Origin of the sequence: Pseudomonas sp. KUIN-1 (genome assembly GCF_009176725.1) — a bacterium.
Classification (GTDB): domain Bacteria; phylum Pseudomonadota; class Gammaproteobacteria; order Pseudomonadales; family Pseudomonadaceae; genus Aquipseudomonas; species Aquipseudomonas fragariae.
This window is the reverse complement of the sequence record NZ_AP020337.1, coordinates 4,004,766-4,024,415: the sequence shown is the minus strand read 5'-3', so window position 1 is coordinate 4,024,415 and position 19,650 is coordinate 4,004,766. Positions and strand designations below refer to the sequence as shown.

The 19,650-nt window shown below is 59.8% G+C and carries 13 protein-coding genes; 12 read left to right on the top strand and 1 reads right to left on the bottom strand.

Annotation, left to right across the window (positions count from 1 at the left end; all coding sequences use genetic code 11):
• Positions 1-4 precede the first annotated feature (4 nt).
• The 3 genes from flgD (at position 5) to KUIN1_RS17890 (ending at position 3,994) form a co-directional block, all read left to right on the top strand.
• Positions 5-694 (top strand): flagellar hook assembly protein FlgD, encoded by a 690-nt coding sequence (flgD, locus tag KUIN1_RS17900; RefSeq protein ID WP_003404333.1) that lies wholly within the window; start codon positions 5-7, stop codon positions 692-694.
• A gap of 25 nt (positions 695-719) precedes the next feature.
• A complete protein-coding gene (gene flgE / locus KUIN1_RS17895) occupies positions 720-2,048 on the top strand; it encodes a flagellar hook protein FlgE (RefSeq protein WP_011268459.1) in 1,329 nt (442 codons plus the stop codon).
• Positions 2,049-2,245: 197 nt separating this feature from the next.
• Positions 2,246-3,994: a flagellar hook-basal body complex protein gene (locus KUIN1_RS17890; protein ID WP_011268458.1), complete on the top strand. Its 1,749-nt coding sequence runs from the start codon at positions 2,246-2,248 to the stop codon at positions 3,992-3,994.
• Here KUIN1_RS17890 and KUIN1_RS17885 read toward each other — a convergent pair whose 3' ends face one another.
• Positions 3,995-4,186 carry a hypothetical protein gene (locus tag KUIN1_RS17885; RefSeq protein WP_024639345.1) on the bottom strand — a complete coding sequence of 64 codons (192 nt, stop codon included), beginning with the start codon at positions 4,184-4,186 and terminating at the stop codon, positions 3,995-3,997.
• Positions 4,187-4,469: 283 nt separating this feature from the next.
• Between KUIN1_RS17885 and KUIN1_RS17880 the strand changes: the two genes are divergently transcribed.
• The 9 genes from KUIN1_RS17880 (at position 4,470) to KUIN1_RS17840 (ending at position 19,581) form a co-directional block, all read left to right on the top strand.
• The gene (locus KUIN1_RS17880; protein WP_152092150.1) at positions 4,470-5,210 is read left to right on the top strand and encodes a flagellar basal body rod protein FlgF; all 741 of its coding nucleotides are present in this window, start codon (positions 4,470-4,472) and stop codon (positions 5,208-5,210) included.
• Positions 5,211-5,256: 46 nt separating this feature from the next.
• The gene (flgG, locus tag KUIN1_RS17875) at positions 5,257-6,045 is read left to right on the top strand and encodes a flagellar basal-body rod protein FlgG (protein WP_003412455.1); all 789 of its coding nucleotides are present in this window, start codon (positions 5,257-5,259) and stop codon (positions 6,043-6,045) included.
• Between the two features lie 84 nt (positions 6,046-6,129).
• Positions 6,130-6,843: a flagellar basal body L-ring protein FlgH gene (gene flgH, locus KUIN1_RS17870; protein ID WP_011268457.1), complete on the top strand. Its 714-nt coding sequence runs from the start codon at positions 6,130-6,132 to the stop codon at positions 6,841-6,843.
• Between the two features lie 13 nt (positions 6,844-6,856).
• The gene (locus KUIN1_RS17865) at positions 6,857-7,966 is read left to right on the top strand and encodes a flagellar basal body P-ring protein FlgI (protein WP_011268456.1); all 1,110 of its coding nucleotides are present in this window, start codon (positions 6,857-6,859) and stop codon (positions 7,964-7,966) included.
• Positions 7,967-7,976: 10 nt separating this feature from the next.
• A complete protein-coding gene (flgJ, locus tag KUIN1_RS17860; protein ID WP_003316789.1) occupies positions 7,977-9,221 on the top strand; it encodes a flagellar assembly peptidoglycan hydrolase FlgJ in 1,245 nt (414 codons plus the stop codon).
• Between the two features lie 10 nt (positions 9,222-9,231).
• On the top strand, positions 9,232-11,292 hold the full coding sequence (gene flgK, locus KUIN1_RS17855; RefSeq protein WP_024651372.1) for a flagellar hook-associated protein FlgK: 2,061 nt from the start codon (positions 9,232-9,234) through the stop codon (positions 11,290-11,292).
• A 13-nt stretch (positions 11,293-11,305) separates the two neighbouring features.
• A complete protein-coding gene (locus tag KUIN1_RS17850; RefSeq protein WP_152092149.1) occupies positions 11,306-12,898 on the top strand; it encodes a flagellar hook-associated protein 3 in 1,593 nt (530 codons plus the stop codon).
• An 89-nt stretch (positions 12,899-12,987) separates the two neighbouring features.
• The gene (locus KUIN1_RS17845) at positions 12,988-16,560 is read left to right on the top strand and encodes a glycosyltransferase (protein ID WP_152092148.1); all 3,573 of its coding nucleotides are present in this window, start codon (positions 12,988-12,990) and stop codon (positions 16,558-16,560) included.
• 114 nt (positions 16,561-16,674) lie between these two features.
• Positions 16,675-19,581: a TIGR00180 family glycosyltransferase gene (locus tag KUIN1_RS17840; RefSeq protein WP_152092147.1), complete on the top strand. Its 2,907-nt coding sequence runs from the start codon at positions 16,675-16,677 to the stop codon at positions 19,579-19,581.
• Positions 19,582-19,650: the final 69 nt, after the last annotated feature.

Sequence of the window (19,650 nt, the reverse complement as noted above, 5' to 3'; positions counted from 1 at the left end):
CGTTATGGCCGTTGATAGCACCGCAGCAAACAGCGTTTCATCGACATTTTTGAATACGCTGCAGAATCCGACGCCGACCGCGACGAATTCTACCGGCACGCTGGGCAAGGACTCTTTTCTGCAGTTGCTCGTGACGCAGATGAAGAACCAGAACCCGCTGGATCCACAGGACAACACGCAGTTCGTGGCGCAACTGGCGCAGTTCAGCAGCCTTGAAAGCATGCAGAACCTGACGTCGACGGTGGACACGATCGCCAGCAGCTACAAGTCGTCGCAGGCCTTGCAGGCCTCGTCACTGGTCGGTCGCTCAGTGATCATCGATGCGAGCAGCACCTCGGTCGATACCACCAAAGGCCTGACCGGTTCGATCGTGGTGCCGAGCGAAAGCTCGCTAACGACGGTCAAGGTGTACGACGCGCAATCGAATCTGGTCGACAGTGTCGACCTGGGCACGCAAAAAGCCGGTACCACCAGCTTTGCCTGGGACGGTACGGACTCAAGCGGTACCCAGCTGCCATCGGGCACTTACAGCTTCAAGGCTGAAGGCTCGGTCGAAGGCAAGAACACACAGTTTTCAACTTACCTGCCCGCCACGGTCAACAGTGTCACGCTGGGTGTCAATGGCGCAGAAACAACGCTTAACCTGGCCAGCGGCAGTGTTGCCCTGTCCAAAGTTCAAACTATCGGATTGTAGAGCCGCTACGGCGCAGGAGTGAAACATGTCTTTCAATATCGGCCTTAGTGGGCTCTATGCTGCAAACAAAAGTCTCGACGTTACCGGCAACAACATTGCCAACGTCGCGACAACCGGTTTCAAATCGTCACGTGCCGAGTTCGCTGATCAGTATGCTCAGTCGATTCGCGGTACTTCCGGCAATACCAGTGTCGGCAGTGGCGTGAGAACTGCGGCAGTTTCCCAGCAGTTCTCCCAGGGCAGCCTGACCACCGGAACAGCCAACAGTCTGGACCTGGCCATCAATGGCGACGGGTTCTTCATGATGAGCAATAACGGCGAGAAGCTGTACACCCGTGCCGGTGCATTCCACACCGACAAGGAAGGCTACGTCGTCAATAGCAGCAACATGAAGCTGCAGGGTTACAACGTTGACGCCAATGGCGCTGTGGTGACCGGCGCGCTCAGCGATCTGCGTGTGAATGCGTCCAACCTGGAGCCCAAGGCGACGACCACGATCACCAACTCCGCCAACCTGAACTCGACAACTGCGCTGCCGACCGTTGCGACGTTCGATGCGACCGATACCAATAGCTACAACGTCAAGTACAGCACCCCGACTTACGACACTCAGGGTAATGCGCACACCCTGGATCAGTATTTCGTCAAGACCGGCACCAATACCTGGTCGATGTATTCCCTGATGGACGGGCGCAGCATTTCCGATCCGACGTCCACCACGCCGGACAAGAATAACCTGACATTCGATTCCTCGGGCAAACTGGTGACCACCGCCGGCGGCGCCGTTCCTACTGACAGCGCCAACATCAAGTTCAACGCTGACGGTACATTCGCCGTGACCAACTGGGTTCCTGGCGTGCAGGTCGGTACTGGTACGGCAGCTACCTGGGCAGCCAATGGCGCGACGGGCGCTGCTTCGATCAAGCTGGACATGTCGAGCACTACCCAGACCGCTTCGGTATCCGGTCTGCTCAAGCAGGATCAGAATGGCTACGCCACTGGCCAGCTGAGCGGCATGAACGTTGACTCGAGCGGCAACCTGTTCGCCACTTACACCAACGGCAAGTCGCAGGTGATCGGTCAGACTTCGCTGACCAGCTTTGCCAACGTGCAGGGTCTGGCGCAGGCCGGCGGCACCAACTGGCGTGAAACGTTCGCTTCCGGCGTCCCGGTGAGCGGCGCTCCACAGTCGGGTACGCTGGGTTACATCACCGGTCAGGCGCTGGAAGAATCCAACGTCGACCTGACCATGGAACTGGTTAACCTGATCAAGGCGCAGAGCAACTATCAGGCTAACGCCAAGACCATTTCCACACAAAGCACCATCATGCAGACCACTATTCAGATGACGTAACACGTGTTGTTGGATGCGTGTTGAAAGAGCCCCTGTAAAAAGGGGCTTTTTTATGGGTGTCTGCAAAGTATTTTGTTATGTCTTTTTTAGTACTGAAAGTTACGGATGACTCCCGCATCCTACTTGGAAACTTCCTACGCACGATGATGTGAGAATAAAACTCCTCTATGAATTGCCTTTGCGGCAAGGGAGTTCTCATGTCATTCAATACAGCGATCAGCGGTATTCATGCTGCCAATAAACGACTGGAAGTGGCGGGCAATAATATTGCCAACGTCGGTACCCTGGGGTTCAAGTCGTCTCGTGCGCAGTTTTCTGCTTTATATGCGTCCGCACAGTTGGGGGCCGGGCAGCACGCTGTCGGCGATGGCGTACGACTTGCTTCGGTGCAGCAGAATTTCAATCAGGGTGAAACCGTGATCAGTTCCGGCAATGCCCTGGATATGCGTATTCAGGGCAACGGTTTTTTTGTGGTCAGTGATCAGGGTTCACTGGCCTATACGCGGGCCGGCGCCTTTTTGAAGGATGCTGCCAACTTTGTCGTCGACAGCGATGGCGGGCGCTTGCAGGGTTACGCCGCAAACGACAAGGGCGAGATTGCCAGTGGTATCCGCACGGACCTGCAGATCGATACGTCCAACGTCGGTGCCAGGGCCACGACCACGGTGGCCGAAACTATCAATCTGGATGCCTCGCTGCCTTCGCTCGCCCGCTTGCCGACCTTTGACCCGGCCGACCCCGCGACCTTCACACGGGTCGCCACCCGGACCATCCAGGATGTGGGCATCACTCCGGTGCCCGCAGCCGATCATGAGCTCAAACAGTATTTCGTCAAGACCGAGGCTAATCAATGGTCCATGTATGTGCTGGTGGACGGGCGCAATCCGGTGGATCCCGACAGCGTAGCGCCGTTGCAGGTGAGTCTTGAGCTCAAGCCTGACGGCTCCCTGTCGTACAGCGGCAATGATCAGCACCTGAGCAAAGTCTCGGACACCGAATTTGCCTTGCAGGGTTGGGTACCTGCCACGCAGATCAATGGCGCGTGGGCGGCGAACGGCTCGCTGAACGGCGGGGCTGTTTCGTTGCCGTTGAGCGATGCCGGGGCCAGTCTGCTCGACCCGGGCGATACGGTCATGCATCGGCCGGTTCCGGATTTCAACCCCGCAGACCTGAACACTTACAGCAGGATGTTCGGTAACCAGATTTTTGACAGTCAGGGCAACACCCATGAGCTGAAACAGTATTTCGTGAAGGACGGCACCAACAGCTGGCGCATGCATGTGCTGATCGACGATCGAAACCCGCAGAACTCCGCTTCCACCACGCCGCTGACAGCGAATATCGTCTTCGATTCGCATGGCACTGTTGCGTCGTTGACCGGCAGTCCGGGTCTGAGCAGCAGCAATGGCAATCAGCTGAAACTCACGGGCTGGTCGCCGGTGATGGCGGTTGATCCTGGCACCAGTCGTGAGCGCTGGATAGCCAACGGGGCGGCCGGCAGCGCTGACGGCATCACCATCGACTTCACCCATTTGCTTCAGCACAACGCTGCCAGTTCGCGCTCCGCCGCCTACGTGGATGGCCATTCGGCAGGGGAGTTGAAAAGTCTCGACGTTGGCCGGGACGGCATTCTGCGTGCCGGGTTTACCAATGGCATGACTAAAGATATCGGTCAGGTGATGCTCGCCAGTTTCGCCAATCCCCATGGCTTGCAGCCGCGTAGCGATACACGCTGGACCGCCACCGCTGATTCCGGAGTGGCTGAATATGATGTGCCGGGCGTCGGTACGCTGGGCAGTATCGTCAGTGGCGCGCTGGAGGGTTCGAACGTCGTGCTGGCCGATGAGCTGATTGCGCTGATCCAGGCCCAGACGGCCTATCAGGCCAACTCCAAGGCGATATCCACCGAAGTGACGTTGATGCAGACGCTGATTCAGTCGACCTGATCAGATCGAGCAGTCGGCTTTGATGAAGTGGCCTTTCAGGCGTTTCCAGCCTGGGCCCGGGCTGGCCTGGGCGCAGACGATCCGGCTGTCGCCCTGCCATTTGTAATAGTGGGCGGGATCGGCCTGAGAGAGCAGGGCAAGGGTCATCAGGCTCGCGCTCGCGATACCGATGATGCACGCACGAAAAGGCATGACGGTTCCCGTTCAGGGTTGCGGTGTCGGCAAGGTTATCACTGTCGATCCGGTTCTCGGCGCAGTTCGATGAAGTTTTTTTGGCGGTGTTTCCGGTCTGGCAAGCGGCAGGCGGCAGTCCACCGCCGCTATTGGCTGACGCGCGCTCCTCAGGCCGTCGGCGAATGCCGGTTTTTACTGGCTAATCAGGCATTTGTATCGAGCCTGACAAGTTGGTTCAAAAATTGCTTTAACCCTTTCAGAACAGCTACAGGCGGCAAGCGTCTGTCGGAGGAGGAAGACTGTGGACAAGTTGCTTTACGTCGCAATGAGCGGTGCATCCGAAAACGCGATCGCGCAAAAGGCTCATGCCAACAACCTGGCAAACGTCTCGACCAACGGTTTCATGCGTGACCTTGAACAGGCCCGCTCGATGCCGGTGTTTGGCGAGGTCATGCCATCGCGTGCCTACGCCATGAGCGAGCGTCCCGGGACCGACTTTTCCGCCGGCGCCATGGTGCAGACCGGTCGTGAGCTGGACATCGCTGTCAAGGGTGATGGCTGGATCGCGGTGCAGACGCCTGACGGCGGTGAAGCCTACACCCGCAGCTCCGGCATGAACATCGATGCTCTGGGCGTGTTGCGCGACGGCAGCGGTTTGCCGGTTATGGGCAACGGCGGTCCGATTGCCGTGCCGCCTCAGCAGCAGATCGAGATCGGCGCCGACGGCACGATCAGCATTCGTTCGCTGGGCGAGAGTCCGCAGGTGATGGCGCAGGTCGACCGCATCAAACTGGTCAGGCCTGACCTGAAGACCATGGAGAAGGGCCCTGATGGCCTGATCCACACCAAGAACGGCCGGCCTGCCGATGCAGATGCCACCGTTCAGGTCGAGTCCGGCTTTCTGCAGGCGAGCAACGTCAATGCGGTCGAGGAAATGACCTCGGTACTGGCCTTGTCCCGTCAATTCGAATTGCACGTCAAGATGATGAAGACCGCCGAAGAAGACGATCAGTCTATGGCTCGCGTCTTGCAACTTGGCTAATCAATGACAGCTTGCGCCGACAAACCGGCGCTCGAGGAGAACACACATGCTTCCTGCACTATACGTCGCCAAAACCGGTCTTGCCGCTCAGGACACCAACCTGACCACCATCTCCAACAACCTGGCGAACGTCTCGACCACCGGTTTCAAAAGTGACCGGGCCGAGTTCCAGGACCTGCTGTATCAGATCAAACGCCAGCCGGGTGCCCAGTCCACTCAGGACAGCGAACTGCCTTCCGGCCTGCAACTGGGTACCGGTGTGCGCATTGTCGGCACGCAGAAGAACTTCACTGCCGGTAGCCTGCAGACCACCAACAACCCGCTGGACCTGGCGGTCAACGGTCGTGGTTTCTTTCAGGTGACCCAGCCGGACGGCACCATTGCCTACAGCCGTGACGGTACGTTTCACCTCGACGCCAACGGCCAGATCGTGACCGCCAACGGTTATGCCCTCGAGCCTGCGATTGTCGTTCCGCAGAACGCCCAGACCTTCACGGTCGGCCAGGACGGTACTGTTTCCGTCACGCTGGCAGGCGCAACCGCTACGCCGCAGATCATCGGCAACATCCAGACCGCCGACTTCATCAACCCGGCCGGCCTGCAGGCCATCGGGGGCAACCTGTACCTGGAAACCGGTTCGAGCGGCGCGCCGCAGATCGGCACCCCTGGCCTTAACGGCCTGGGTCCGACCCTGCAGAACACGCTGGAAAACTCCAACGTCAGCACCGTTGAGGAACTGGTCAACATGATCACTACCCAGCGCGCCTACGAGATGAACTCCAAAGTGATCTCGACCGCTGACCAGATGCTGCAGAACCTGACGCAGAACCTGTAAGGCCTTGATGTCGCTGCTCGTAGAACCGCTCAATCCGATGGGGCGCCTGATAAGCGCCTGTTACACCGCGAGGTTTCAAGTGTCATGAACCGCCTTAGTGTTCCGCGTTTTTCAGTGTTGATCGCTTCATTGTGCGGGATCACCCTGCTGTCCGGCTGTGTTGCGCCGACGGCCAAGCCCAATGACCCTTATTACGCTCCGGTGTTGCCGCGTACGCCCATGTCGGCGGCTGCCAACAATGGCGCCATCTATCAGGCCGGTTTCGAGCAGAACCTGTACGGCGACCGCAAGGCCTTCCGTATTGGCGACATCATTACCATCACGCTCTCCGAGCGTATGGCGGCGAGCAAGGCGGCCACGTCGGCAATGTCCAAGGACAGCACCAACAGCATTGGTCTGACCTCGCTGTTCGGTTCGGGTCTGACCACCAACAACCCGATTGGCGGCAACGACCTGAGTCTGAACGCCGGTTACAACGGTGCGCGGACCACCAAGGGTGATGGCAAGGCTGCACAGAGCAACAGTCTGACCGGTTCGGTTACCGTGACGGTTGCGGATGTGCTGCCCAACGGCATTCTGGCGGTACGTGGTGAAAAGTGGATGACCCTCAATACCGGTGATGAACTGGTGCGGATTGCCGGCCTGGTCCGGGCTGACGATATCGCCACCGACAATACTGTGTCATCTACCCGTATCGCTGATGCACGTATTACCTATTCGGGGACCGGAGCCTTTGCCGATACCAGCCAGCCAGGCTGGTTCGACCGGTTCTTCCTCAGCCCGTTGTTCCCTTTCTGATAGCGGGATAGACATGATCAAGCTCAAGCAACTGATAGCGGCGACCTTGTTGTTGTCCACAGCGTTCGGCGTCCACGCCGAGCGTCTGAAGGACATCGCGAGCATCTCCGGCGTACGGGCCAACCAGTTGATCGGTTACGGTCTGGTCGTGGGTCTCAATGGTACAGGTGACCAGACCACCCAGACCCCGTTCACCCTGCAGACCTTCAACAACATGCTGTCGCAGTTCGGCATCAAGGTCCCGGCCGGCTCCGGCACCGTGCAGTTGAAAAACGTCGCGGCGGTCGCCGTGTATGCGGATCTGCCTGCCTTCGCCAAGCCGGGCCAGACGGTCGATATCACCGTTTCCTCGATCGGTAACTCCAAGAGCCTGCGCGGCGGTGCGCTGTTGATGACACCGATGAAAGGTGTCGACGGCAACGTTTACGCCATCGCCCAGGGCAACCTGGTGGTCGGTGGTTTCGATGCGGAAGGTCGCGACGGTTCGAAAATTACCGTCAACGTCCCGTCGTCGGGACGCATTCCTGGCGGCGCTTCGGTCGAGCGCTCGGTACCGAGCGGCTTCAATCAGGGCAATACCCTGACCCTGAACCTGAATCGCTCCGACTTCACTACGGCCAAGCGGATTGTCGACAAGATCAACGAATTGCTGGGCCCGGGCGTCGCCCAGGCGCTGGACGGTGGTTCGGTGCGTGTGACCGCGCCGCTTGATCCGGGTCAGCGTGTCGACTACCTGTCGATTCTGGAAAACCTGGAAGTCGATCCCGGCCAGACCGCTGCCAAGGTCATCATCAATTCGCGTACCGGCACGATTGTCATCGGTCAGAACGTCAAGGTGTCGCCTGCTGCCGTGACCCACGGCAGCCTGACCGTGACCATCACCGAAGACCCGATCGTCAGCCAGCCGGGCGCATTGTCCGGCGGTCAGACTGCGGTAGTGCCTCGCTCGCGGGTCAATGCCCAGCAGGAGCTGCACCCGATGTTCAAGTTCGGTCCAGGCACCACGCTGGATGAGATCGTTCGCGCGGTCAATCAGGTGGGCGCTGCGCCCGGTGACCTGATGGCCATTCTCGAAGCGCTTAAACAGGCCGGCGCGTTGCAAGCCGACCTGATCGTGATCTGAGGATTCGAGCATGGATATGCCCAAGAGCGGAATTTCGTCAGCGGTCGACTCGGGTGCGTACACCGACGTCAACCGTCTGGCGTCGCTGAAGCATGGCGACAAGGACAGTGTGGAAAACCAGAAGAAAGTGGCCCGCGAGTTCGAGTCGCTGTTCGTCAGCCAGATGCTCAAGGCCATGCGCTCGGCCAACGAAGTGCTGGCCAAGGACAATCCGATGAACACCCCGGCCACGCGGCAGTATCAGGATATGTATGACCAGCAGTTGGCGGTCACGCTGTCCACGCGTGGCAACGGTATCGGTCTGCAGGATGTGCTGATGCGCCAATTGTCGAAAGACAAGGGGATAAACCATGCCGCGCCGGTCAATACGACCGACGCTGCAACGGCCGCCACTGACGCTGCGCCGGCCAAGACCGGTCTGGCGACCAGTGTCTACCAGCGTCCATTGTGGGCCACGCGCTCGGCGGCTGCCGATCAGGCGGCGGCTGCGGCATCGGCGTCCGGAGAAGGGCGCAATGACATGGCGCTGCTCAACGCCCGCCGCCTGTCCCTGCCCGCCAAGCTCACCGATCGTCTGCTGGCTGGCATCGTGCCGTCCGCTACAACCGCCGTCAGCAACAGCCCGGTACCCGCTCGCGCGACAGCCGGCAGCACAGGCAACAACGGCGACTGGACACTCGATCCGAACCTGGCGCCAGCGCCCGAGTACGTGCGTTCCATGGCCCAGCCACCGCTGGCACCGGCCAAGCGTGCGTTCAGCAACGCCGATCAGTTCGTCGAAACCATGCTGCCATTGGCCAAGGAAGCCGCAGCACGTATCGGCGTTGACCCGGTCATGCTGGTGGCGCAGGCGGCACTGGAAACCGGTTGGGGCAAATCGATCATGCGTCAGCAGGACGGCAGCAGTAGTCACAACCTGTTCGGCATCAAGGCGGCAGGCAGCTGGAAGGGTGCCGAAGCGCGCGCGATCACCAGCGAGTTCCGCGACGGCAAGATGGTCAAGGAAACCGCGGACTTCCGTTCCTACGATTCCTATGCCGACAGCTTCCACGACCTGGTCAGTCTGTTGCAGAACAATAGTCGCTATAAAGAAGTGGTCAATTCGGCCGATAAACCGGAACAGTTTGTAAAAGAATTGCAGAAAGCCGGTTACGCCACTGACCCGGACTATGCCAGCAAGATTTCGCAGATTGCCAAGCAGATGAAGAGTTACCAGACTTACGCCGCTGCAGCGGGCTCTTCCACGACTTTATAAGGTTTGACTCATGTCGCTGATTTCAATTGGGCTCTCAGGTATCAATGCCAGCAGTGCCGCGATCAACACCATCGGTAACAACACGGCCAACGTGGATACCGCGGGTTACTCGCGTCAGCAGGTGCTGACCACGGCTTCGGCGCAGATCGCTCTTGGTCAGGGTGTGGGCTACATCGGTACCGGCACCACGCTGTCCGACGTACGTCGCATCTACAACAGCTATCTGGACACCCAATTGCAATCGAGCACCGCCCTCAGCGCGGATGCAGTGGCTTATTCCGGTCAGGCCAGCAAGACCGATACATTGCTGTCCGACAGTGCGACGGGGATCTCCGTGCAGCTGGCGGATTTCTTCACCAAGATGCAGGGCATCGCCACCAGCGCCACGCAGTCGGCAGAACGCTCGTCGTTCCTGACCCAGGCTGGCGCGTTGAGCGCACGCTTCAACTCGGTGTCGTCGCAGTTGTCCACGCAGAACGATAACGTCAACACGCAGCTCAACACCTTCACCAAACAGGTCAACGAGCTGACCACCACGCTGGCGAGCCTGAACAAGCAGATCACACAAGCGTCGGCGGGCAATGCCACACCGAACACCCTGCTTGACTCGCGCAGTGAAGCGGTTCGTCAGCTCAACGAGCTGGTTGGCGTGAAAGTGGTCGAGAACAACGGCAACTTCGACATTTATACCGGCACCGGACAATCATTGGTCAGTGGCGGCACGTCCTACAAGATGTCGGCCAGCCCGAGCCCGTCCGATCCGTTGCAGTACAACGTGCAGATTGCCTACGGCCAGACCCAGACCGATGTGACCTCGGTGCTTACTGGCGGCTCGATCGGTGGTCTGTTGCGTTATCGCAACGAAGTGCTGGTGCCCGCGACCAATGAATTGGGCCGTACCGCGATGGTGCTGTCCGACCAGGTCAACAGCCAGATGAATCAGGGTATCGACAGCAAGGGTAACTTTGGTTCGAACCTGTACTCCAGCATCAACAGTGCAGATGCCATCACTCAGCGCAGCATCGGCAAAACCACCAACAGTGTCGGCTCCGGCAACCTCAACGTGACGATCGGCGACACCAGCAAGCTGACCGCCAACGATTATGAAGTGACGTTCAGCGACTCATCGAATTTCAGCGTGCGCCGTCTGCCCAATGGCGAGAGCGTGGGTTCCGGTTCGCTGGCTGACAATCCGCCCAAGCAGTTCGAAGGCTTCAGTGTGAGCCTCAACGGCAATACGCTGGCCGCCGGTGACAGTTTCAAGGTCATCCCGACACGCACTGGCGCGTCGGGGATTTCTGTGGCTCTGACCGATGCCAAGGACATTGCAGCTGCCGCGCCGTTGACGGCAACCGCGGGTAGCAGCAACTCCGGCACCGGCGGCTTCACTCAGCCTGTGCTGAACACCAAGTCCGATATCTACGACAGCACCCAGACCGCTGATCTGCGCAATGCGCTCAAAGACTCCACCCCGATGAAACTGGTAATGGGGGCGGTCAACAGCAGCGGTGTGCAGAGCTATACCCTGATCAAGGCGAATGGCGGTGCGGTGCTCGACCAGAATGGCAACGCCATCGGTGGTTCGATCATTCAGGGCCAGGCCAACACGGTCAAGTTGAACGTTGGCTACACCGACACCACGACGACGCCGAACAGTAAAACCGCTTTTGAACTGCAAATGACCATTTCCGGCTCGCCGGTTGCCAATGACACGTTCAGCATCGGCATGACCGGCGGCGGCTCGTCCGATAACCGCAATGCGTTGGCGGTGGTCGGCCTGCAGACTGCCAAGACTGTCGGCGTCGTCAACGGTGGTGTAGGTACCAGCCTGTCCGGTTCGTATGCAGATACGGTGTCTGTTGTGGGTACGCTGGCGAGCCAGAGCAAGAACGATGTGACCGCCACAGCGGCCGTTGTCAGCCAGGCGAAGTCGTCACGCGATTCGGTCTCGGGTGTATCCCTCGATGAAGAAGCGTCCAACCTGATCAAGTACCAGCAGTACTACACCGCCTCTTCGCAGATCATTAAGGCGGCACAAACCATTTTCAGCACGCTGATCAACAGTCTTTAAGGAATCGTGAGCCATGCGTATCTCGACTACCCAGTTCTTCGAATCCACGAACACCAATTATCAGCGTAACTATTCGAACCTGAACAAGACCAGCGAAGAGGTTTCCAGCGGCATCAAGCTCAATACCGCGGGCGATGATCCGGTGGGTGCGGCGCGCGTACTGCAACTGACCCAGCAGAACTCCATGCTGACCCAGTACGAAACCAATATCGGCACGATCAATACCAATGCGGTGACCACCGAGACCACGCTGACCAGCATCATCGACACGATGCAGGCCGCGCGTGAGCAGATCGTATCGGCAGGCAGTGGCGCGTTTACCGACTCGGACCGGCTCGCCAAGGCTTCGGCCCTCAAGCAGTACCAGAGTCAGATTCTGGGCCTGATGAACAGCCAGGACCCGAACGGTCAGTACATATTTTCCGGTTCCAAGGCGTCGACGCCGCCGTACGCGCAGAACGCTGACGGCTCCTACAGCTACAAGGGCGATCAGACCAGCGTCAATCTGGCGGTAGGCGATGGTCTGGTGATGGCTAGCAACACAACAGGTTTCGAGGCCTTCGAACAGTCGGTCAACACAACCCGTACGTCTGCCACACTGCTCTCGCCTGCAACCGATGACGGCAAGATCGGCCTCAGCAGTGGCCTGGTGACGTCCACTCCGACCTATAACGCCAGCTACCAGGCCGGTGAGCCCTACACGCTGACCTTTCTCAGCGGTACGCAGTTCAAGATCACTGACGCCAGTGGCACTGACGTGAGTTCCGATACGTCGTCTGGCGGCAAGTTTTCCCACGGCTCGTTCGATGCCCAGACGTTCACCTTCCGCGGCGTGGAAATGACCCTCAACGTCAACCTGCCAGCCGCTGACCGGGTTTCGGACGCTACCGCAGATGCGGCGCTGGTCAATCGCAGCTACCAGCTGGCGTCGACACCGGACAGTGTTTCCACCGCGCGCAGCGCCGGCAATACCTCGACGGCGACCGTCAGCAGCTCTGCTGTGGGCAATACTGCTGCGGACCGGACCGCGTTCAACAATACCTTCCCGACAGAAGGCGCAATTCTCAAGTTCACCAGCCCGACCGATTACGACTTGTATGCTGCGCCATTGACCAGCAGCAGCAAGCCAGTGTCCAGCGGCACCATGACCGGTTCGACGGCCAATGCTTCAGGGGTGAACTTCAATATCAGCGGCACGCCGGCTGCCGGCGACCAGTTCATCGTCGAGTCTGGCACGCACCAGACCGAGAACATTCTCAATACGCTGACAGCGGCGATCAAAGCCCTGTCGACGCCCACCGATGGCAACCTGGTGGCCTCGCAGAATATGACGGCAGCGCTGAACACTGCGCTGGGCAACATGAGCAGTGCCATCGAACAGGCCTCTACGGCACGTTCCAGTGGCGGTGCGCGTCAGCTGGCGGCAACCGCCCAAGGCACGACCAACGATCTGCTCAAAGATAACAATACCGTTGAGCAAGGCACTTACGTAAACGCCGATATCGTCGAGGCGACCACTCGCCTGACATTGCAAAAAACCATGCTGGACGCTTCTCAGCAGGTGTTTACCATGCTATCCAAGTTGAACCTGTTCAGTCAGCTTTGAGTTCTGACGTTGAGCATCCGCCGTCTTTTTTCAGCGGTGAGGGGGGCCACTCGACTGATGGGTCCCCAGCCGCTCGCGAGTCAGTCATAGTGAATTCAGTCCCCCTCGTCAGTATCGTCATTCCCGCCTTCAATCCGCGTTTTTTCCGCGCAGCGCTGCAAAGTGCGCTCGACCAGGTCTACGACAATCTCGAAATCATCGTCTGTGACGATTGCCGTAGCGACGAGATCAAGGCGATTTTCGACGAACTGGTGGCTCCCGACAGCGACCGGGCCCGTTACCTGCGCAATCCTCAGCGCCTGGGGTTTCAGGGCAACCTGCTCATGGGGCTGGAGCAGGCGAGCGGCGAGTACATCAAATTTCTCTGCGATGACGACCGCCTCTATAACTACTGCATTGCGCATCAGGCGCAAACCCTTGATACCTACCAGGACGTCCAACTCGTCGTCAGCAAGCGCCATCTGGTGGACGTCGATGATTATGTCCTGCCGGCCCGCATGGAAAACGTCGGCCTCGTGCCCTACGACGCCGTGTTCAAGGGCGAGGACATGCTGGCGATTTTCGAGCGCACGCCGCGCAATTATCTGGGCGGTTTCAGTGGCGCGCTGATGCGTCGCGCCGATGTCCAGGAATACCTGCCGTCCATTGCGCTGCCGCAGGGTTTCGTTGCGCTGCTGGATTTCACGTTGTTTATCTGCCTGCTGCGACGCGGCAATCTCGTGGTGCTGCACAGCATCCAGAGCACCGAACGCCTGCACCCGGGGCGCTTCAGCAGTCAGGGCGATATGCACCAGAAAGCCACCACCGAATGGGGCTGGCTGAACGAAATGCTCAAGGCGCGTAGCGGCGAAGACGCACCGGCTCAGGGCTGGGTGCGTTTTCTGCCTCTGCGCCGCGCGCACGAAGAACCGCGTGAGTGGGATGAGGTCGGCCTTTACGGGGTGATGGCTGGTCGCCAGGGCATCATGATGAGCCGCGTCGGCAGTAGCAGTGACAGCTATGCAGAGCTTTACGCCGAATGGCTGTCCTGCCGCCGGTTTTCCGAGCCGCAAAAAAAACTGCTGGAACAGCGCATCGTCAGTTGGGCCTGGCAGCCACGTATCGTGCCGGTGATCATCGATGCGGATGGCGATGCCGAGGCCCTCGATATCACCTTGCGCAGCCTGGCCGAACAGGACTATGCCGCAGACTCGGTGGTGGTGCTGACCAACGCCAGTGTCGACGACCCTCAGGTGCTGCGTTTTTCTCTGCAGCCGGACTGGGCTCGGCAACTGAACGAAGTATTGCCACTGCTGGACAGTGCCGACTGGGTCTACCTGTTGCGCGCTGGTGACCGGCTGACGCAGCCAGCGTTGTTGATTCTGGCCGAGCGTATCGCCCAGATCCCCGGGCTGCTGTGTGTCTACAGCGACGAAGGCGCGCTGGTCGAGGACGAGTCCAGAGAGCCGATATTCAAACCCGGCTTCAACCTGGACCTGCTGCGTGCCTACCCTTATGTCGGGCGCACGCTGGCGTTCGAACGTCGAAATCTGCTCGACATGGGCGGTTTCGATCCGGCCTTCGATGAACTCGCCCCGCACGATGTGATCTGGCGTCTGGTCGAAGGGGCCGGGCCGCAGAGCATCGAGCACATTGCCGAAGTGCAGGTCGAGTCGCGTCTGGCATTCGCGGACTGGCTGTCGCTGCCTGGTGTTATCGAGCACAGCGAGCCTCTGGTTGCAGCCCACCTGTCACGGATCGGCAGAGAACACGTGATTCATCACGATCAGTTGCCGTTGCTCAATCGCATCGAGTACGTTCACCCGTCGCTGCCGCTGGTCTCGATCATCATCACCGCCAGGGATCAACTGGGCGCCCTGGAGCGCTGCATAGACAGTCTGCTCAGCAACACCACCTACCCGAATTACGAAGTCCTGATCGTCGACAACGCCAGCGAAAGCGCCGAAGCGCGGGCATGGTTCACGGCGATGAGTGAGCTGGGCAGCGACAAGTTGCGGATTTTTTCCCTGTCCGCAACAGGCAGCGAGGCAGCCGCCCAGAATCATGCCGCCGGTCAGGCGCGTGGCGATTATCTGCTGATGCTCAGCGCCTATGCGCTGATCCATCAGGCGGACTGGCTGCAGGGGCTGATGCACCATGCCCAGCGCCCCGAGGTCGGGATCGTCGGTCCACGTATCCTCAATCCACAAGGCAATATTCTGTACGCAGGCATGGTCATGGGCATGGATGGTCTGGCCGGTCGGCCGTTCATCCATTTCCCTGCAGGTGCCAGTGGCTACATGCAGCGCCTGCAATTGACCCAGAACTGGAGCGCGGTCAGCGGCAATTGCCTGATGGTGCGCAAGGACGTTTTCGACGCCGTCGGCGCACTGGAGGCTGCGACCTTCACGCAGGGGCTGCAGGATCTGGACCTGTGCATGCGCGTCGGGCACGAGGGTTACCTGATCGTCGGTACCCCGGATTCATCGCTGGTACTGGCCGAGCCTGCTGCCGCCGAACGTAACGAGACGTCTCGTCAGGTACTCGACAACGAGCAGAAATCGTTCTTCCAGAAGTGGCTGCCGAAAATGGCCAGGGATCAGGCCTACAACCCCAACCTGTACCTCAACGAGGCGCTGTCGTTCACTCTGGACCCTGGTCTGCTGGCGGGCTGGAGCCCGTTCTGCACCCGGCACCTGCCGTCCATTTTCGGTATGGCGGTCAACTCCTCGGCGGTGGGGCACTACCGGGTCAGCCAGCCACTGCTGGAGTTGATGGCGGCCGGGCGGGTGGTTGGCCGAATGACTTACGAGACCGCAACGCCGGTCGAAATAGAGCGCCAGTCGCCGGATGTCATCGTTTTCCAGGGCCGTTACACAGAAGCCAAGGTTCCGGACATCGAGCTGGCGAAGAACTACTCCAGTGCCATGCGTATTTTCGAGCTCGATGACTATATCGCCGATGTCCCCGAGCGCAACGAGCACAAGCGCAACATGCCGGACAACATCGGCGCCATGCTGCGCAAGGGCATAGGCCTGTGTGACCGTGTGGTGGTATCGACTCACCCGCTGGCCGAGGCGCTGTCGAGCATGCACAGCGACATTCGCGTCGTGCCGAACATGCTGGCGACCCACTTGTGGAGTAACCTCAGGACCCAGCGTCGCAGCTCGGACAAGCCGCGTATTGGCTGGGGCGGCGGCACCAGCCATCGGGGAGACCTGGAGCTGATTGCCGATGTGGTGCGCGAACTGGCTGATGAAGTCGAGTGGGTGTTCTTCGGCATGTGCCCGGATCTGCTCAAGCCCTACATCCATGAGTTCCATCCAGGGGTCAGCCTGAAAACCTACCCGGCCAAGCTCGCCAGCCTGAACCTTGATCTGGCCTTGGCACCGCTGGAATTCCATATTTTCAATGACTGCAAAAGCAACCTCAGGTTGCTCGAGTACGGCGCCTGCGGCTATCCGGTGATCTGTTCCGACACCGAGGCGTATCGCGGCCATCTGCCGGCGACCCGGGTGTACACCAACAGCTCCGAAGAATGGTTGCAGGCGATCCGCATGCACTTGTCCGACCCCAATGCCAGCTACCGCATGGGCGACGAGTTGCGCGAGACAGTACTGCGTGACTTCATGTTGCGCGGCGAAAACCTGCAGTATTGGGCCAACGGCTGGTTGCCGGACTGATCCGATCCGTTTGAACACGCACCAGCGGGTTGCCCGCTGGCACGGTCACGCTACGCTCTTGCTTCAACGCCCGCTGCGGTTGAAGGCGCAATCGATTCGTTATAAGGAAAGATCATGCAAAGCCATTCGGGAAATGAACACACCGCTTTGAATCAGCGTCTGACCCTGCTGTTGATGGCCAGGGACCAGCCAGACTTCCTGCGCCGCGCCTTGAAGTATTACAGCCAGTTTCCGTGCACCCTCATAGTGGTCGATGCGTCAGCCCAGCCTGATGCGGAGATTGCCGGCACAGCCGGCCTGCATTACCTGCACAGTGACGCGCTGGCCAGTGCCAGCCTTGGCGTCAGGGTCGCCGAGGGGCTCAAGCAGGTGACCACGCCCTTCGTGGTTCAGGCTCCGGTCGACAGTTTTCTGCTGCCTGATGCACTGAGCGCAGCACTGAGCTTTCTTGAGGCCAACCCCACCTACGGCGCCTGTCAGGGCTACAGCCTGAGCTATCAGGCACAGGTCGGTCAGGTGGACTATTTCCGTCGCGATCGCAAAACCTGCGAAGACTATGCCGCGGATGACGCGGGTGAGCGGGTTCTGGGTTTCATGAGTGAAAGCCTGTCGCTGCTCAGCGCAGTGACGCGCACGGAGCTGGCGCAGCAGTGGTTCACTTCGGTTACCGATGACACCGAGCCGCACTGGCAGGAAATCGGCCATATGAACTATCTGGTTGCGGCGGCCCGCCTGCGCATCCTGCCAATCGCTTATGCACTGCACTTCACCTCGGGCAAGCAGGCCGAGCTACGCCATGGCGCGGCCATTGCCGCCGCCGTCAGGCACACTGATCCCAAGGCCAGGGCCGTCCGCGATGCGTTCGCCAAAAAACTGGTCGCGCTGCTCGGTGAGGGCTCGGGCTTCGACGGCGCGCAGGGTGAACAGAAGATTCAGGCCGGTCTTGCCGCCATGGGCGAGTGCCTCAAGACCCAGGGCTTCCAGGGCGATGAGAAAATCATCAGCGCGGTGTGGAACGTCGGCCTTGAGCAATCGGACGCGCTCTTCGAGCCTCGCCAGTTCGTCGAAATGCCGTTTTACAACCAGGCACTGTTCGATGAGCTGGCCAGAATCGAATTCCTCATCCATCTGATGCCGGCGGGCCGTCTGCAGCTGGAAGGGCTGGAAGCGGCGCTGCTCAAGCAGGCCGAGTTGTTGCGCGAGCAGAGCAACCCGGACGCCGAGGCGCGCATCAGCCGCTTGTGGTACGCCTACGAAACCTACGCTTTCAACCTGGGCGTCGTGAAGAGCCTGATCGCGGAATTGATCAGCGGCAAAGGCAAGGACAGCGAAAAGCAGATCGAACAGGTTTCGGCCTGGAGCCAGCGTCTGCAGGCGGCATCCGCTTTCGACAATGGTCGGCTGCTCGATGGCATGGCTTCCGGTCAACTGCTCAACTGGCTCGATTCGCGCGATCCGGCGCCTGAGGCCCTCAAGCAGATCAGCGACAAACTCGCCAGCAAACCGGCCGGGTCGCAGATCGGTATCCTGGTGCTGGATCTGGAAGCGGATGTATTCAAGCTGCAGGCCACGTTCGACAGCCTGATCAACAGTCATTACAAGGCCTTCAGGGTGGCGGTGTTCACCACCGGGGAATTGCCGGCCGTGACTACGCTGCACAGTACCCTGCACTTTGTGAAAGTCACCGAAAGCAACTACGTCGACAAGATTAATCAGTTCGTCAAACAGTCGCCCAGCGACTGGCTGATGCTCGCGCAGGCCGGCGAAGAGTTCACCCGCAGCGGTCTGTTGCTGGCCAGCGCCGAGCTGATCGATGCCGCGCAGTGCCGGGCCGTTGCCGTGGACGAGATTCAGCGTCAAGCCAATGGCACGCTCACGCCGGTGTTTCGTCCCGGCTTCAACCTTGATCTGCTGCAAAGTCTGCCGGCATTGATGGCTCGTCACTGGCTGGTGCGTCGCGAGTTGCTGGTCGAGGCGGGTGGATACTCGCGCGAGTTTCCCGAGGCGCTGGAATTCGATCTGTTGCTGCGCCTGATCGAGCAGGGCGGCATGAGCGGTCTGGCCCATCTGAGCGAACCGTTGCTGATCTGTGAGGCGCCCGAATTGAAAGACAATCCGGACGAACAAAAAGCGCTCAAGCGCCACCTTGACAAGCGCGGTTATCAGGCGGAAGTCAGCTCGGCGCAGCCTGGTGCTTACAAGATCGATTATCGCCACGCCCACCGGCCGGTGGTTTCGATCCTGCTGCACGGCCAGGACAACCTGCCCGAGTTGCAGCGTTGCCTGCAAAGCATTCTGCAACGCACCCGCTATCAGCGTTATGAAGTGCTGATCGGTGACAACGCCAGCAGCTCTGCCGAATTGTCGACCTGGCTGGACCGGCAGGAGCAGGTGTCGGGTCGCGTGCGGGTGTTCCGCGCCGAGCAGCGCATGAGCCCGGCAGCCTTGCGCAATCTGATCAGTCAGGAAGCCGGTGGCGAATACCTGATCCTGCTGGATGCCGAAAGTCAGATCGTCAATGTCGGCTGGATCGAATCACTGCTCAACCAGGCGCAGCGTCCGGAAGTGGGCGTGGTAGGCGCCAAGCTGGTGGACGGCGAAGGTGCAGTGACTCAGGCCGGTCTGGTGCTGGGCCTGAATGGCGGTGTGGGTTCGGGGTTCGTCGGTGAGCCCAAGACCGCCACTGGCTATATGCAGCGCCTGGTGGTCGAGCAGAACTACTCTGCCGTGTCATCGGCCTGCCTGATGATTGCCAAGGAGCTGTACAACGCAGTGGGCGGTCTTGATGAGGAGGCATTCGCCGAAGCACTGGGCGATGTCGATCTGTGCCTCAAGGCTGCGCAAGCCGGCTATCTGACCGTATGGACGCCGCATGTGCAGGTAGTGCATTCCGGTGTGCTGCATGCCCCGCAGCAGGCGCGCGAAGCATTGATGGACAAGTGGTCATCGCAGTTCGCGCAGGATGAAGCCTACAGCGTCAATCTGGATCTCCACGGCAAAGGCTTCACTCTGGCCGTTTGAGTCGTTCACCCCCGTAAAACCGGCTGCTTCGCGGCCGGTTAGTCACTTTGAAGGCTTCTTCGCAGGAAG

What these genes read in the sequence shown, in the direction of transcription:
- flgD (WP_003404333.1), top strand. Translation starts at nt 5, where the DNA reads ATGGCCGTTGATAGCACCGCAGCAAACAGCGTTTCATCGACATTTTTG.
- flgE (WP_011268459.1), top strand. Translation starts at nt 720, where the DNA reads ATGTCTTTCAATATCGGCCTTAGTGGGCTCTATGCTGCAAACAAAAGT.
- KUIN1_RS17890 (WP_011268458.1), top strand. Translation starts at nt 2,246, where the DNA reads ATGTCATTCAATACAGCGATCAGCGGTATTCATGCTGCCAATAAACGA.
- KUIN1_RS17885 (WP_024639345.1), bottom strand. Translation starts at nt 4,186, where the DNA reads ATGCCTTTTCGTGCGTGCATCATCGGTATCGCGAGCGCGAGCCTGATG.
- flgG (WP_003412455.1), top strand. Translation starts at nt 5,257, where the DNA reads ATGCTTCCTGCACTATACGTCGCCAAAACCGGTCTTGCCGCTCAGGAC.
- flgH (WP_011268457.1), top strand. Translation starts at nt 6,130, where the DNA reads ATGAACCGCCTTAGTGTTCCGCGTTTTTCAGTGTTGATCGCTTCATTG.
- KUIN1_RS17865 (WP_011268456.1), top strand. Translation starts at nt 6,857, where the DNA reads ATGATCAAGCTCAAGCAACTGATAGCGGCGACCTTGTTGTTGTCCACA.
- flgJ (WP_003316789.1), top strand. Translation starts at nt 7,977, where the DNA reads ATGGATATGCCCAAGAGCGGAATTTCGTCAGCGGTCGACTCGGGTGCG.
- flgK (WP_024651372.1), top strand. Translation starts at nt 9,232, where the DNA reads ATGTCGCTGATTTCAATTGGGCTCTCAGGTATCAATGCCAGCAGTGCC.
- KUIN1_RS17850 (WP_152092149.1), top strand. Translation starts at nt 11,306, where the DNA reads ATGCGTATCTCGACTACCCAGTTCTTCGAATCCACGAACACCAATTAT.
- KUIN1_RS17840 (WP_152092147.1), top strand. Translation starts at nt 16,675, where the DNA reads ATGCAAAGCCATTCGGGAAATGAACACACCGCTTTGAATCAGCGTCTG.